The organism is Sphingobium sp. TomTYG73 (genome assembly GCF_055394245.1).
In genome coordinates, this window is sequence record NZ_AP027339.1 from 359,126 (window position 1) to 373,537 (window position 14,412).

Consider the following 14,412-nt stretch of genomic DNA (forward strand, 5'->3'; position numbering starts at 1 on the left):
TGGGGCTTCTTGCACTATCTCAGGACGGGCGTGGCCGCCCTGCTTGGGCGGCCCTTGTTGTTTTTAGTGCCGGAGAATCCTCGTGTCCCAGCCTCTCATGCCCCATGCGACAGCCAGCTGGCTGGTCGACAATACCGCGCTCAGCTTTGATCAGATCGCGGAATTTTGCGGGCTGCATATCCTGGAAGTGCAGGCGATCGCCGATGACACGGCGGGCACCAAATATACCGGCCGCGACCCCGTCCGCGCGCATGAAATCACGATGGAGGAAATCCACAAGGGTGAATCCAACCCCGACTATCGGCTGAAGATGCTGAAAGGCCCTGAACCCGTCCGCCGTACGAAAGGCCCGCGCTACACGCCGGTTTCCAAGCGTCAGGACAAGCCCGATGGCATCGCCTGGATCCTGCGCAACCATCCGGAAATCTCGGACGGCGCGATCGGCAAGCTGATCGGCACCACCCGCACCACCATCGCCGCCATCCGTGACCGCACGCACTGGAACATCTCCAACATCGTGCCCAAGGACCCGGTGACGCTGGGCCTCTGCTCGCAGCGGGAACTGGACGCGCTGGTGACGAAGGCTGCGAAGAAGCTCGGCATCGAAGCCCCGACGGACTCCCGCCTGGACGGCGATCGCGAAGCACTGATCGAGGAATTGCGCCGCGAGCGCGACGACGCTGCCCGCCGGGCCGAGCAAGCGTTGAAGAGCGAGGCGGAGCTGATCTCGGGCGTTGCCACGATCCTCGACCCGTTCAGCAACAATCAGGGCCAGGTCTGATTTTGCCCTGACGCGCCCTGCTTTACGCTTGCGTAAAGCAGGGGCCTGACATACATCTCCGTTAATGGAGAGCATCGAGACGGTCTGGAAAGACCATTATAATCATCCTTTCCCCTGGGATCAGTCCTTCCCTCCCATGTCGATGGTGGACATGGTCGTGGACAGCGCGACGACCAATCCCGATGCCGTGATGATCGACTTCCTCGGCCGCAAGACGACCTATGGCGACATGCTCCATGTCATCCGCCGGGTCGCGAAGGGGCTGCAGGACCTGGGCGTGCGAAAAGGTGACCGGGTCGGCCTCTACCTTCCCAACGTCCCCCATTATGTCGCGGCCTATTATGGAGCGATGATGGCGGGTGCGACAGTCGTCAATTTCTCCCCCCTCTACACCGCTGCCGAACTGGAACATCAGGTCGAGGACAGCGGCACCAAGATTCTCTTCACCCTGTCGGCCAAAGCGTTGCTGCCCACCGCGCAGGAAGTGCTGGACAATAGCAGCCTCGAACGGCTGATCGTCGGCTGCGTCGCGGAGGTGCTGCCACCCGCGAAATCGCTGCTGTTCCGCCTCTTCAAGCGTAAGGAAACCGCGCCGGTCCCGCATGACCCGCGCATCACTAACTATGCCGACCTGCTGCGCCACGGCGAAGACCCCGCGCCAGTTGCCATCGATCCGGTCAACGACGTCGCCCTGCTGCAATATACCGGCGGCACCACCGGGCGGCCAAAGGGCGCAATGCTCACCCATCAAAATCTGACAGCCAATGCCCGTCAGATACGCCTCATCGATCCGCATCCCGAAGCCATCGACCGCATCCTCGCGGTCCTGCCCTTCTTCCATGTCTTCGCCAACACCTGCGTCCTTAACCGTACGGTCCTCAACGGCGGCGAAATGGTGATGCTGCCCCGGTTCGAAGCCGTACAGGTACTCGCCGCCATTCAGCGAACCAGCCCCACGTCAATGCCCGGCGTCCCGACCATGTTCCAGGCGCTGCTCGATCATCCGGCGACGCCGAACATCGATTTCTCCTCGCTGCGCCTGTGCATTTCGGGCGGCGCGCCGCTGCCGCTGGAACTCAAGAAACGGTTCGAAGCCGTCACCGGCGCCAAGCTGTGCGAAGGCTATGGCCTTACCGAAAGCAGCCCGGTCGTCTGCTCCAACCCCTATGAAGGACTGAACAAGCCCGGCACCGTGGGTCAACCCGTCCCGGGAACGCACGTAAAGCTCGTGGATCGGGAGGACCCGACACGGCCGCCGCCCCCCGGAGAGCCCGGCGAACTGGTCTTTGCCGGCCCCCAGATCATGAAGGGCTATTGGCAACGTCCCGACGCGGACAAGGAAGTCTTCGTCGATGGCTGGCTGCGCACCGGCGACGTCGGCCTGATCGACGCGGACGGCTATGTGAAGATCGTCGACCGGCTCAAGGACATGATCGCGGTCGGCGGCTTCAAGGTTTTCCCCAGCCAGGTGGAAGAGGTGCTCTACCACCACCCCGACGTGAAAGAGGCGCTCGTTATCGGCATCCCCGACCCCTATCGCGGCGAGTCCCCCAAAGCGTTCGTCACGCTTCAGGAAGGCGCGAAGACAGATGGCGAGGCACTGAAGGCATGGCTTAACCCCCAACTCGGAAAGCATGAAAAAGTCTGCGAAGTCGAGGTCAGGTTGAACCTTCCCAAGACGCTGGTTGGCAAGCTGTCGCGCAAGGAACTGGTCGCCGAAGAACGCGCCAAGGCAGAGGCAGCCGCGGGGCAGGCTGGAACGGCCGCCTGAACATAACTATCTTGTTCCCCACACAGGATAAGGAACAGGCGAATGGCCGAACAAATCGCGACGCTGGCAGGTGGCTGCTTCTGGTGCACCGAGGCGGTGTATCAAAATTTGAAAGGCGTCCGGTCGGTCGAAAGCGGCTATCTAGGCGGTCAGTTGCCCAATCCCAGCTATGAGCAGGTCTGCTCCGGCGCGACCGGCCATGCCGAAGCGATCCGCATCGCCTTTGACCCGGAGGTGATCTCCTATGGCGACCTGCTCGACATCTTCTTCGCGACACATGATCCCACGACGCTCAACCGGCAGGGCAACGACATCGGCAGCCAATATCGTTCCGCCATCTTCCCCCATTCGCGGGAGCAGGAAGCGGAAGCCAAAGCCGCCATCGCCCGCGCGCAACTGGATCATGGCAACCCGATCGTCACCACGATCGAACCGGACGCCCCCTGGTATCCCGCCGAGGATTACCACCAGAAATATTGGGACCGCGTCGGCGACCGTAACCCCTATTGCATGGCGGTCATCCCGCCCAAGCTCGCCAAACTGCGCAAGGGATTTGCGGAGCGGATCGAGGGCTGATCCCATCCTCTCCTCCGTTCGCCCTGAGCCTGTCGAAGGGCTTCTCTTCTTTTTTAAGGGAAAGAGGCTTCGACAAGCTCAGCCCGAACGGGGAGGGGGTGGCCTTCAAACACTAGAAACCTCACACCTCCCCCCAACCCACCAATACCGCTTAGGCTAAGGTTAATCCTGACCATGCCAAGCACGCCAGCAGTTCACAGGGGAATATCCATGCGCCCATTCACGACGATCGCCGCCGCCGGAATAATGCTGACCCTCCCGGGCTGCATCGCAAAGACGGCGCTGGACGTAGCCACCCTGCCGGTGCGCGCCGGATCGCAGGCCGCAGATTGGGCCACCACCAGCCAGGAAGAATCCGACCGCAACTATGGCCGCCGCATGCGCAAGCAGGAGGCCAGGGAAGCGCGCGACCGCAAGAAAGCCGAAGAACAGCGCCGCCGCGAATGCAAACGGGCTGGCTATCGGGATTGTAATTGAGGAAGCGCGGTACTCCGCTGCCCTTGTATCAACACCCTAAGTTCCGTTCGCCCTGAGCTTGTCGAAGGGCTTCTCTTCTTTCTTTAAGAAGTAAGGGGCTTCGACAAGCTCAGCCCGAACGGGTTAAGTGATTCAGATTAAAGGCACTCGGCTCTAGATACTCAGCCATAATGATTTCGCGCAGAGGCGCACAATTCGCAGAGATTGGAGAACGGGCCAAATGGCCCCAGAAAAATCTCTGCGCTCTCTGCGCCTCTGCGCTAACCCAAACTCCAGCTTCGCGAATTAAGCCGCCGCCCGCCGCAACCGGTCATTGATCGCCACCCCAATCCCCACATCCGGGATTGGCGCCACCGCAATATGCGTCGCCGCGCTCGCATCCGCGACATGCAGCGCCGCGAACAGATTGGCCGCAGCCTCCTGCACATCGGCATCCGGACTCAAATTGATATTGCACGGCATCAGGCCAAAGCCGATCAGATATTCGTCCTTCTCCGCCCGCAGCGCGTTCAGTCGCACCGGCTTGGATGGCGCATAATGGCTTTCCAACTGACCCGGCGCCTCGATCTTCGCATCGGCCGCGCCCGTCACGACCGGAAGGCCCGTCGCCTGCTCCAGCATCGCCGCCGTCACCGGACCCGGTCGCAACAGTCGGATACGGCCATCCTCAGGCGCGACGATCGTCGACTCCAGCCCCTCGCTTGTCGGCCCCTCATCCAGGATCAGCCGCACCTTGCCATTCAGGCTGGCCAGCACATGCTCCGCCCGCGTCGGACTGATCGCGCCGCTGCGATTGGCCGATGGCGCGGCGAGTGGTCGCCCGCTTTCCCGGATCAGTGCGCGCATCGCTGGGTGGGCGGGCAGGCGCAGGGCGACCGTCGGCAAGCCCGCCGTCACCAGCGATGACAGGCCGCTGTCTTCGCGCACCGGCAGCACCATGGTCAGCGCGCCCGGCCAAAATCGCGCCGCCAGCTTGTCCGCCACGGGCGAAAAGACCGCCAGCCGCTCTGCCATCTCCTTGTCCGAAATATGCACGATCAGCGGGTTGAAGCTCGGCCGCCCCTTGGCGCTGTAGATCGCCGCGACCGCGCTTTCGTCCGTCGCGTCGGCGGCCAGCCCATAGACCGTTTCTGTCGGCACCGCGACCGGCTCACCCGCGCGGATCAGCAGCGCGGCCTCGCGCAGGGCTTCGGCGCCATAGCGGCTGATCCGGGTGGAATAGGCAGGATTTGGGATGGTCACGGCCCCGCGATATAAGCTCCAGCGCCGCAGAGTAAAAGTCCATTACGACAGAAGAATGACAGGGCCACGCGGCTTGCCGGGGCGGGGGAGGCGGATTAAGCCCGGCGCATGAACAAGGAAACTCTCAGCCGCATTGCCGAAGCGCTGGAACGGATCGCGCCGCCACCGGCCATTTCCGCCGACCTCGCCGCCGCGCCCGCTTATGTCTGGGACGGCGCCGCGATTCAGGCCGTGGATGCCTTCATTCCGGTAAATTACGACCTTCTGACCGGCATCGACGCGCAAAAGGCGACGTTGCTCGAAAACACCCGCCGCCACGCCGCAGGGCACGCTGCGCATGACGCGCTGCTTTGGGGCGCGCGCGGAACGGGCAAGTCCGCGGTCGTCGCCGCCGTAATCGACCGGCTCCAGCGGGAGGGCGCTGACATCGCGTTGCTGCAATGCGCGATCGATGAACTGAACAGCCTGCCGCGCCTCTTCTCCATTTTGCGCACGACGCAGCGCCCCTTCATCCTTTTCCTCGACGATCTCGGGTTCGACGAAAATGGCGTCGGTGACGCGCGCGCGCTGCGCTCATTGCTTCAGGGCGGCACGGCGGCCCGACCCGCCAACGTCCGCCTCTATGTCACCTCTAACCGCCGCCACATCGTCCCGCGCCACCTGTCGGAGCAGGATGACCCGGTCAATCCGCGCGACGTGATCGATGACAAGATGGCGCTGTCCGACCGCTTCGGCCTCAGCCTCGGCTTCCACGCCATCGACCAGCAGGCCTATGTCGACATCGTCACCGGCTATGCGAACAGCCTCGGCCTCAGCTTCGACCCGCTAGAGGCCATCCAGTGGGCAACCCAGCGCGGCAGCCGTTCAGGCCGCGTCGCCTGGCAATATGTGGTTGAACTGGCGGGCCGCAACGGCCGTTCGCTCTGATCCTTTGTTTGCCGCGATTTCGACCAGCACTCGGTTCCGAGCGCTTGGAAATCGCTCATGAGCATGATCATGTTAGAGTTGTCGTCACCCCGGACTTGATCCGGGGTCCCGCTTTTTATCTTACGCCGCCCAGCCAGCGGGACCCCGGGTCAAGCCCGGGGTGACGGAAAAGGAGCCTTGATGCGGATGCGCCCGCGTAATGCGATCACGCTCTCAATCACTTCGCGCCAGTCACCCGCCAGATGACGCCGCCGACATCGTCGCTGACCAGCAGCGCGCCCTTCGCGTCGCCTGCCACATCGACAGGCCGCCCCCGCGCGTCGCCCTTCGCATCCAGAAAGCCGGTCAGCACATCGACAGGCTTGGCCTTGCCCACCTCGCCATTCGCCTCGAAGGGCACGAACACCACCTTGTAACCGGCGGCAGGCTTGCGGTTCCAGCTGCCATGCAGTCCGACAAAGGCGCCGTTCGTAAACGCCCCGCCAATCTTCACCTTGTCGGCGAAGGCCAACCCCAGCGGCGCGACATGGTTGCCCAGCGCATAGTCCGGCCGCTTGGTATATTCGCGCACTTCCGGCCGTTGCGGCTGGACGCGGCGGTCCTCATAACCGCCCCAATAGTTCCACGGCCAGCCGTAGAAGCCGCCAAACTCCACCCGCGTCAGATAGTCGGGCACCAGATCGCTGCCCAGCATGTCGCGCTCATTCACCACGCCCCACAAAGCGCCGCTATTGGGCTCGAAAGCCAGCCCCACCGGATTGCGCAGCCCCGAAGCGTAAATGCGATAATCGCCGGTCCTGGGATTGACCTCCAGCACCGCCGCGCGGTTCGCCTCCCCATCCAGGCCGTCTTCGGCGATATTGCTGTTCGACCCGACACCCACATAGAGCAGCCCCGTGGGGCCAGCCACCAGGCTCTTGGTCCAGTGCATGTTGGGCGCGTTCGCGGGCAGGTTCAGGATCTTGCGCCCCTTGGCGGTGATCCGCGTCTCGCCCTCCTTATAGGGGAAAGCCATCAGCGCGTCGGTATTGGCGACGTAGAGCGTGCCATCGATCAGCGCCATGCCATAGGGCGAGTTAAGCTCGGTCAGGAATGCCGTCTTCACCTCCGCGCGCCCGTCGCCATCCGCATCGCGCAGCAAGGTGATGCGATTGGCCGAAGGCACCCCCGCGCCAGCCTTGTCCATCAAATAGGTCATCACCCGATCGACGATCCCACCGGAGGGGCGGGGCGGGCTGTTCGTCTCAGCCACCAATATGTCGCCATTGGGCAGAACCAGCATCGATCGCGGATGTGCCAGCCCCTCGGCAAAGCGCGCGACGGCAAGGCCCTTCGCCGCCACCGGCTTCTCGCCCGCCGTCCAGACCTTCACTTCGGCCACGTTGATGGTAGGGATCAGCTCGCTACGGGGCGCAGTGAAAACCGGCTCTTTCCCCACATCCTCACCCGCCGCCAACTGCGCCGTATTCCCTTGCGCCAGATAGAAAATGACGCCCCCGGCGATCAGCAGGAGGATAAGGGTGATGGCGATCAGATGCTTCTTCATGCCGCCTGTCTATGCTGCGAATTCTCGCGCGGCAAGGCGCGCCGTCAGCCCCGTTCGCGCAACCACAGCAGCAGCGCGATTATGCCCCCCAGCGCCGCGCCGGTCAGCAGGCCCGCGCTCGGCTGGCCCATCATGCCGCCGATGATCGCGCCGCCCAGGATCAGCAGCGCGATGATGGCGCCCGCGCCGGTCGGATTCTTCTTGCCATTGGTCATCAGCACCGCCCTTGCCACGGCCCGCCCGCCAAGGCCAGAGCCTTTGCGGATCGCCCCGTCGCGGGACAGCCCAGTCCCGTCGAGAGACAGCCCAGTCCCGTTGCAGGACGACTGTACCGCAACGGGACTTGGCTAACGCGCCATTCACCCTCGAAAGCCGCCGCTACCCGTGGAAGCGGGAAACTGGCACGGCAATTGAACCCTTGGTTTCCATCGCGGCGAGAAATTTCGGGGGTTCACATGCAGTTGCCATATCTTTCCGACCGCAAAAGCTATGACGACGCGGCGGAGCTGATGGCGGCCTTCGGTGACAATGCGGGCTATGAAGCCGCCGCGCGCGCCGACCGCAGCCGCGACCTCGGCAACTATATCCATTTCTGCCACTGGCGTCAGATCGAGCGGCTGATCGTGCTGCTTACCTACGACGCGCCACTCGGCACGGTTCATTAGAGCCTGATCATCCTAGAATGATCGTCACCCCGGACTTGATCCGGGGTCCCGCTTCTTATCTGAAACCGCCCAGGCAGCGGGACCCCGGGTCAAGCCCGGGGTGACGGAAAAGGAGCCTAGATGCGGATGCTTGGGTGCAGGACGATGCGCTTAAACTATCAGCGAGCGCGCCCTAAAGCCGCAACCCAGCCGTCTCGGGCAACCCGGCCAATATGTTGAGGTTCTGCACTGCGGCCCCGGCCGCGCCCTTGCCCAGATTGTCGAGCGCCGCCACCAGCCGCACCTGACCAGCATCCTCATTGCCGAACACGAACAGCGCCAGCCGATCCGTCGCGCCGACATGCTCGATCGCGACCTGACCCATCGCCGCGCTGTCCTCCAGCGAAGCAACGCTCACGATCGGCGATCCCGCATAAGCCTCAGCCAGCGCCGCATGAATGTCCGCAACCTTCGGCGCCTCCGCCATCGCGCGCAGCTGCAACGGCACTTCGACGATCATGCCGCGATAGGCATTGGCCACCGCAGGCGCAAAGATCGGCGGATGCGACAGCCCCGAATAACGCAGCATCTCCGGAATATGCTTGTGCGTCATGCTGAGCCCATAGGGCCGGAAAGCGCTCGGCGCGCCGCCTTCGCCCTCAAACTCGGCGATCATCGCCTTGCCGCCGCCGGAATAGCCCGACGCACCCGACACCGTCACCGGCCAGTCGGCAGGCAGCAACCCGCCCAGCACCAATGGCCGCACCAGCGCCAGGAAGCCGGTCGGCCAGCACCCCGGATTGGACACGAACCGCGCGTTCGCCAGCTTTTTCCGGTGCCCCGGCTCCAGCTCCGCAAAGCCATAGGTCCATCCATCCGCAACCCGATGCGCGGTCGACGCATCGATCACGCGGGTGCGCTCATTGTCGATCAACGCCACCGCTTCCCGCGCGGCATCGTCGGGCAGGCACAGGATCACGATGTCGGCAGCGTTCAACGCCTCCCGCCGCGCCGCCGCATCCTTCCGCTTGTCCTCGTCCAGCGTGATGAAGGACAGCTCGGGCCTTCCGGCCAACCGCTCGACAATCTCCAGCCCCGTGGTGCCGACGCCGCCGTCGATGAAAATCTTGTGGGTCACGCGCCGATCCTCCGCCGCGAAATTATCGGTTCCGCATGGTCCGCCGTCAGCCGGGCGACCACATCCGCCAATGGTTCAACAACCACGGCCATCCAATGCGCATTGGCATGCAGCAGATTTTCGCCGTCCGTCATGATGCCGACATGGCCGGGGAAAAAGACGAAGTCGCCGCGCTTCAACGGCTCGTCGGAGGGCAAGGGGTTGCCGATGCCTTCCCGCTGCAAGTCCGTATCGCGCGGTGCCTTGATCCCGCACTGACCCAGCGCGACCTGCACAAGTCCCGAACAGTCGATACCGCGATGGCCCCGTCCGCCCCACACATAGGGCTGGCCAAGGTAGCGCAGCGCCACGGCGACCCAATCGCTTTCCGTCGCATCGGCGCTGACGGCATGCCGTTCATGCACATACCCTTCGGCACAAGCGACGAATCCGTCCGCCGCCTGCCCGGTGAACAGCGCGCCGCCGGGCCAGTAATCGCGAATGGGCGACTTGATGTCGGCCGCGCTGAATAGCGGCGCGGTGCCAGCAAAAATCCGGTGGTTAGTCTGTTCATGCGTGTCCAGCGCCTCGCGCCGCACATAGCCGACATAGCCGTCATGCCCGCAAAAGCCCCAGGCCCAGTCCGTGGTCATGTCCAGCGCATGGAAGCTTTCGCCGCGCAGCAATTCGCTGACGGCCGTAGCCGTGACGGCGGGTGAGGACAGCAGCGGCGTGCCCGCCGCAACGCAGGTCAGTTCAATCGAACGGGCATAATGCGCGGAAAACAGCACCCCTGCCAGCGACAGGTCAGCCAGGTCTCCGCGTGCGGCGTGGATGCGGCTGTCCAGCTTGACGGAGCGGCCGTCTAGTTTGAACCGGATACGTTCAGGCGGTGCGTTCCGCGGAGTTGAAGTCGTGGCGTTCATCGCGGCCGGTTCCTGCGATGAAATGGTGAAACGCGTCAAGGAATTCCGCCCCTTTGGGGGTGCGAGTGATGAAAATATTACGCCGATCGGCCGCATCCCGCTCCCGGCGAAGATATCCGAGCGCCGAAAGCTTGTTCAGCGCGCGGGTAATCACCGGCTTCGACACATGCAGCGCCTCGGCGAGTCCCCGCACGGTATGCGGCCCCGCGCTGATGTAAACGGTCATCATCAACGCCATTTGCCGGTTGGTAAGATCGGGCCTGCCGGATCGCACATAATCGACCAGCGTGCGCATCCATTGGGCAAGTTGTTTCAGACCTGGGCGGTTCAGCTCAGTCGTCTGTTCCTGTGCAGAAGCGGCATCCATGCCCCCGTAACGCACGATGCACGATCCGGTTGCGTAACGGCCCCGTACCAAAGGTCATTTGTGCCCTGATTTTTCATAACGTTGTTCCAGCATGCGGAAAACGGCGCGGAGGCCCAATGCCTCGCCGCCCTTTGGCCGCCCCGGCTTTGGCGACGGCCGCCAGGCGAAGGTGTCGAGATGCAGCCACTTCGCCTTGTCCGGCACGAACCGCTTCAGGAACAGCGCGGCGGTGATCGCACCCGCAAAGCCGCCTTCGCCCGCATTATTGATATCGGCGATGTCCGACTTCAGCATGTCTGCATAGCCATCCCATAATGGCAGGCGCCAACTCGGGTCGTCCACTTCGCTGCCCGCTACATCCATCTCGGCGGCCAATGCGTCATCATTGGTGAAGAGGGCAGGGAGGTCGGGACCCACCGCCACCCGCGCCGCGCCGGTCAACGTCGCATAGTCGATGACGAGTTCAGGCTCATCCTCGCCCGCCAGCGCCAAGGCATCGGCCAGCACCAGCCGACCTTCCGCATCGGTATTGCCAATCTCCACCGTCAGCCCCTTGCGGCTGCGCAATATGTCGCCGGGGCGGAAGGCATTGCCCCCCACCGCATTTTCTGCCGCCGGGATCAGCAGGTGCAGTTGTACCGGCAGGCGCGCGCCCATGATCAACCGAGCGAGCGCGATCGCATGGGCCGCGCCGCCCATATCCTTCTTCATCAGGCGCATGGCCGACGATGGCTTGATGTCCAACCCGCCGCTGTCGAAACAGATGCCCTTGCCGATGATGGCGACGCGCGGATGCTTGGCATCGCCCCACCGCAATTCGATCAGGCGCGGGGCAAAGTCCTTGCCCGCTGCTCGGCCCACGGCATGGATCATCGGGAAACCCTGCTCCAGCGGATCGCCCTTCGTCACCGTGAAGCGCGCGCCAAAGGCTTCGGCGACCTTCGCCGCTTCCTCCTCCAACTGTTGAGGCCCCATGTCGCCAGCGGGAATGTTGATGAGGTCGCGCACCAGCGCCACCGCTTCCGCCAGCCTGACCGCCGGGTCGATCTGCGCAACCTCGCTGGTCAGCAGCACGCGCGGCCCTGCGCTATTTTCATCGCGGCGATAGCGGTCGAACCGATATTGCGCCGTCAGCCAGCCGAGCATGGCTGGCCCGGCCGTCCCCTCCGCCAGCCGATATTGACCCTCGGGCAATATCTCGGCCAGCTTGGCGAGGCACCAGCTGCTGAACTTCGCTTTATTCGCCACCCCCGCGACCACCGACCAGTCCGACGGATCATCTCCCGGAATGATCGCATGCTCATATCCCTTGCCCGCAAACTTCTGCGCCGCGACGATCGTCCGGACGCGCTGCGGCTGCGCGGAAAGCCAGTTTTCGAAGCTTTCCGCGTCGACGATCTGGATCATATGAGCGGGCTGATTGTTATCTGCTTTCAGCAGGTCGGAATAATCGGTCATGGGCAGGATTCTGGACAAGGATGATGGGGTTGGAAAGCCCCATTTTTGCGATGTCGCCCCCTCGACCCGGCCATCCCGCATTTGCCCCTGACCGGCAAAGGGTCTAGATTGATGTCAACGCAAACTGGCAAGGAGAGAGACATGGTAATGCATGGCGACAATGCGCGGCAGCAGGCGCTCCGTGCGCGTGCCTATCAACTCGCCGAAACCGGGCGGTTCGATGGCGCGCACCAAGTCGAACAAGCCCTGATCGCGGAAGGCTGGCCCAACGCCGCCGCCGTCCTTCAGAGCAGCTATGCCCGCAAGGCGATCAGCGAGCGTTGTCTGGCGGCCAAGCCGCACTGATGCAGCGCTTACCGATGCGAATGAAGGCAGGGCCGGTCGCAGGACTGGCCCTCTTTCTCTGTGCCTGTTCTCCCTCGGCTGGCGACCAGGCAACGGATAATGTCGCTGACACCGGCAATGATGTCGCCACGGCCAATTTCGTCAACCGGATGGCGGGCGCGGAACAGCCAAAGCTGCCGTCCCAGCCTTTCCAACAGGCTGAAAAGACCGACCTGCTGGAATTCCTCTACGCCTGGCCTGCGCAAGCCTCCGCCGTGCCGCAGATCGCCGAAAAATTGCGCAAGGACATGGAAAGCGGAAAGGCCGACGCGCTCAAGATGGCGGCGGACGACCGCAAATCGGCGCAGCAGTCCGGCTTTCCCTTCCACGCCCACAGTCTTGAGACCCGCTGGACCGTAGCCGCCGACACGCCACGCTTCCTCTCGCTCCGCTCCAGCCGCTACACTTACACCGGCGGCGCGCATGGCATGACCGGCTATGACGTTCTACTATGGGACAAGCCGCGCAAGCGCGAAACCAGCGTCCAGGCCCTCATGACCTCACCCGCCACCTTCGCCGCCGCGATCCACGATTCCTTCTGCGACGGTCTCGACAAGGCCCGCGCGAAAAAGCGGGGCGGGCCGATCATGCGCGGCGACGATCTTTTCACCCAATGCATCGACCCGATGAAGGAAGTCCTCGTCCCCACCTCACGCGGCGGCAAGCTGATCGACCGGATCGTCGTGGTCGTCGGGCCGTACAGCGCCGGGCCTTATTCGGAAGGGACCTATGAAGTCCCGCTGCCCGTCGATGCCGCTATGCTGAAAACGATCAAGACCGAATATCAGGACGCGTTTGCGGGCGCGCCATAAAGATCATGCTCGTCGGCATCCTCGATCACCACGTCGAGGATGTCGCCAGCCTTCCGCCCTTCGCCCACGTCACGCAGGAACACATTCCCGTCGATCTCCGGCGCATCAGCCTGACTCCGCGCCGTCGCGCCGACCGATCCGTCCTCGTCGGGTTCGCCAACCTCATCGATGATCACCGGCAGCACGCGCCCGACCTTCGCCTGCAACTTGGCGGCGCTGATCGCAGCCGTCTTCTCCATGATCCGCTGGTAGCGTTCTTCCTTGACCTCTTCCGGCACCGCGCCGGGCAGCTCATTCGCCGCCGCGCCCTCCACGGGCTCGAACCGGAACGCGCCCACGCGATCGAGCTGCGCCTCGTCCAACCAATCCAGCAGATACTGGAAATCCGCCTCCGTCTCGCCGGGGAAGCCCACGACGAAGGATGAGCGGATCGCGATATCCGGGCAGATGCTCCGCCACTTGCGGATGCGATCCAGCACCTTCGCCTCGTTCGCGGGCCGCTTCATCGCCTTCAGCACAGTGGGCGAGGCATGCTGGAACGGAATGTCGAGATAGGGCGTGAGCAGCTTTTCCGCCATCAGCGGAATGACATGATCCACATGCGGATAGGGATAGACATAGTGCAGCCGCACCCACGGCGCGACGCCCTCGCTGGTCCGCAACTGCCCCAGCTCACGCGCCAGGTCGGTCATATGCGCCCGCACCTCGCGCCCCTTCCACTGGCGCGGATCGTGCCGGGTATCGACGCCATAGGCCGACGTATCCTGGCTGATCACCAGCAGTTCTTTCGTGCCCGCATGCACCAGCTTCTCCGCCTCGCGCAGCACCGCATCGATCCTGCGCGATACCAGATCGCCCCGGATCGACGGAATGATGCAGAAGGAGCAGCGATGGTTGCAGCCCTCCGAAATCTTCAAATAGCTATAATGCCGCGGCGTCAGCTTCAGGCCACCCTCAGGCACCAGATCAACGAACGCATTGGGCACCGGCGGCGAAGCGTCATGCACCGCATTCACCACCTGCTCATATTGATGCGCACCCGTAACGGCCAGCACCTGCGGGAACTTGGCGCGGATCACGTCCGCCTCGTCGCCCATGCAGCCCGTGACGATGACCCGGCCATTTTCCGCGATCGCCTCGCCTATCGCCTCCAGCGATTCCTCCTTCGCCGAATCGAGGAAGCCGCAGGTATTCACCAGCACCACGTCCGCGCCCGCATAGTCGGCGGACATCAGATAGCCGTCGGAGCGCAGCTTGGTCAGGATGCGTTCGCTGTCGACCAGGTTCTTGGGACAGCCGAGCGACACCATGCCGACCTTCGGCGCTTCAGGAATTTTGGTTGCCATGATCGGCGCGCTCATAGGGATTTTCGCGCCAAATGTCA

General features: G+C 63.6%; 16 protein-coding genes. 8 read left to right on the top strand and 8 right to left on the bottom strand.

The genetic code is table 11. The annotated features are described in order from the left end of the window. The first annotated feature begins 97 nt into the window (after positions 1–97). The 4 genes from ACZ5TH_RS01965 (at position 98) to ACZ5TH_RS01980 (ending at position 3,605) form a co-directional block, all read left to right on the top strand. Complete coding sequence (locus tag ACZ5TH_RS01965) at positions 98–781, top strand: DUF1013 domain-containing protein (RefSeq protein WP_460988174.1); 684 nt, start codon at positions 98–100, stop codon at positions 779–781. Between the two features lie 64 nt (positions 782–845). Then, positions 846–2,552, top strand: a complete 1,707-nt coding sequence (locus ACZ5TH_RS01970; RefSeq protein WP_464794411.1) for a long-chain-fatty-acid--CoA ligase — start codon at positions 846–848, stop codon at positions 2,550–2,552. 42 nt (positions 2,553–2,594) lie between these two features. Next, the gene (gene msrA, locus ACZ5TH_RS01975; protein ID WP_464794412.1) at positions 2,595–3,128 is read left to right on the top strand and encodes a peptide-methionine (S)-S-oxide reductase MsrA; all 534 of its coding nucleotides are present in this window, start codon (positions 2,595–2,597) and stop codon (positions 3,126–3,128) included. Positions 3,129–3,338: 210 nt separating this feature from the next. Next, positions 3,339–3,605: a hypothetical protein gene (locus tag ACZ5TH_RS01980; RefSeq protein ID WP_464794413.1), complete on the top strand. Its 267-nt coding sequence runs from the start codon at positions 3,339–3,341 to the stop codon at positions 3,603–3,605. Positions 3,606–3,890: 285 nt separating this feature from the next. On the opposite strand, the gene ACZ5TH_RS01985 is transcribed toward ACZ5TH_RS01980, so the two are convergent. Then, the gene (locus ACZ5TH_RS01985) at positions 3,891–4,847 is read right to left on the bottom strand and encodes an L-threonylcarbamoyladenylate synthase (RefSeq protein ID WP_464794414.1); all 957 of its coding nucleotides are present in this window, start codon (positions 4,845–4,847) and stop codon (positions 3,891–3,893) included. A 108-nt stretch (positions 4,848–4,955) separates the two neighbouring features. Between ACZ5TH_RS01985 and ACZ5TH_RS01990 the strand changes: the two genes are divergently transcribed. Next, entirely contained in the window at positions 4,956–5,774 is an 819-nt protein-coding gene (locus tag ACZ5TH_RS01990) for an ATP-binding protein (protein ID WP_464772016.1), read from the top strand. 217 nt (positions 5,775–5,991) lie between these two features. On the opposite strand, the gene ACZ5TH_RS01995 is transcribed toward ACZ5TH_RS01990, so the two are convergent. Beyond that, positions 5,992–7,320 carry a PQQ-dependent sugar dehydrogenase gene (locus ACZ5TH_RS01995; protein WP_464794415.1) on the bottom strand — a complete coding sequence of 443 codons (1,329 nt, stop codon included), beginning with the start codon at positions 7,318–7,320 and terminating at the stop codon, positions 5,992–5,994. 44 nt (positions 7,321–7,364) lie between these two features. Next, complete coding sequence (locus ACZ5TH_RS02000) at positions 7,365–7,535, bottom strand: hypothetical protein (RefSeq protein WP_449471494.1); 171 nt, start codon at positions 7,533–7,535, stop codon at positions 7,365–7,367. A 240-nt stretch (positions 7,536–7,775) separates the two neighbouring features. On the opposite strand from ACZ5TH_RS02000, the gene ACZ5TH_RS02005 reads away from it, so the two are divergent. After that, positions 7,776–7,985: a hypothetical protein gene (locus ACZ5TH_RS02005; RefSeq protein ID WP_196225688.1), complete on the top strand. Its 210-nt coding sequence runs from the start codon at positions 7,776–7,778 to the stop codon at positions 7,983–7,985. Positions 7,986–8,157: 172 nt separating this feature from the next. Here the strand turns inward: ACZ5TH_RS02005 and argC are convergent, their stop codons facing one another. From argC to ACZ5TH_RS02025, 4 genes are read right to left on the bottom strand one after another with little or no spacing between them, the layout of a single operon-like run. Continuing rightward, on the bottom strand, positions 8,158–9,102 hold the full coding sequence (argC, locus tag ACZ5TH_RS02010) for an N-acetyl-gamma-glutamyl-phosphate reductase (protein ID WP_464794416.1): 945 nt from the start codon (positions 9,100–9,102) through the stop codon (positions 8,158–8,160). Continuing rightward, on the bottom strand, positions 9,099–10,007 hold the full coding sequence (locus ACZ5TH_RS02015) for a C40 family peptidase (RefSeq protein ID WP_464794417.1): 909 nt from the start codon (positions 10,005–10,007) through the stop codon (positions 9,099–9,101). Before ACZ5TH_RS02015 ends, argC begins: the two co-directional genes overlap by 4 nt. After that, a complete protein-coding gene (locus ACZ5TH_RS02020) occupies positions 9,967–10,374 on the bottom strand; it encodes a MarR family winged helix-turn-helix transcriptional regulator (protein ID WP_196225691.1) in 408 nt (135 codons plus the stop codon). The genes ACZ5TH_RS02015 and ACZ5TH_RS02020 overlap by 41 nt, the downstream gene beginning before the upstream one ends. A 54-nt stretch (positions 10,375–10,428) precedes the next feature. Beyond that, a complete protein-coding gene (locus ACZ5TH_RS02025; RefSeq protein ID WP_464794418.1) occupies positions 10,429–11,832 on the bottom strand; it encodes a leucyl aminopeptidase family protein in 1,404 nt (467 codons plus the stop codon). Positions 11,833–11,973: 141 nt separating this feature from the next. Here ACZ5TH_RS02025 and ACZ5TH_RS02030 point away from each other — a divergent pair, with 141 nt between their 5' ends. Further along, complete coding sequence (locus tag ACZ5TH_RS02030; RefSeq protein WP_460987665.1) at positions 11,974–12,177, top strand: hypothetical protein; 204 nt, start codon at positions 11,974–11,976, stop codon at positions 12,175–12,177. Then, positions 12,177–13,028, top strand: coding sequence for a DUF4163 domain-containing protein (locus ACZ5TH_RS02035; RefSeq protein ID WP_464794419.1), 852 nt, complete (start codon positions 12,177–12,179; stop codon positions 13,026–13,028). Before ACZ5TH_RS02030 ends, ACZ5TH_RS02035 begins: the two co-directional genes overlap by 1 nt. Here the strand turns inward: ACZ5TH_RS02035 and rimO are convergent. Then, on the bottom strand, positions 13,001–14,389 hold the full coding sequence (gene rimO / locus ACZ5TH_RS02040; RefSeq protein WP_464794420.1) for a 30S ribosomal protein S12 methylthiotransferase RimO: 1,389 nt from the start codon (positions 14,387–14,389) through the stop codon (positions 13,001–13,003). The genes ACZ5TH_RS02035 and rimO overlap by 28 nt on opposite strands. Between the last annotated feature and the right edge of the window lie 23 nt (positions 14,390–14,412).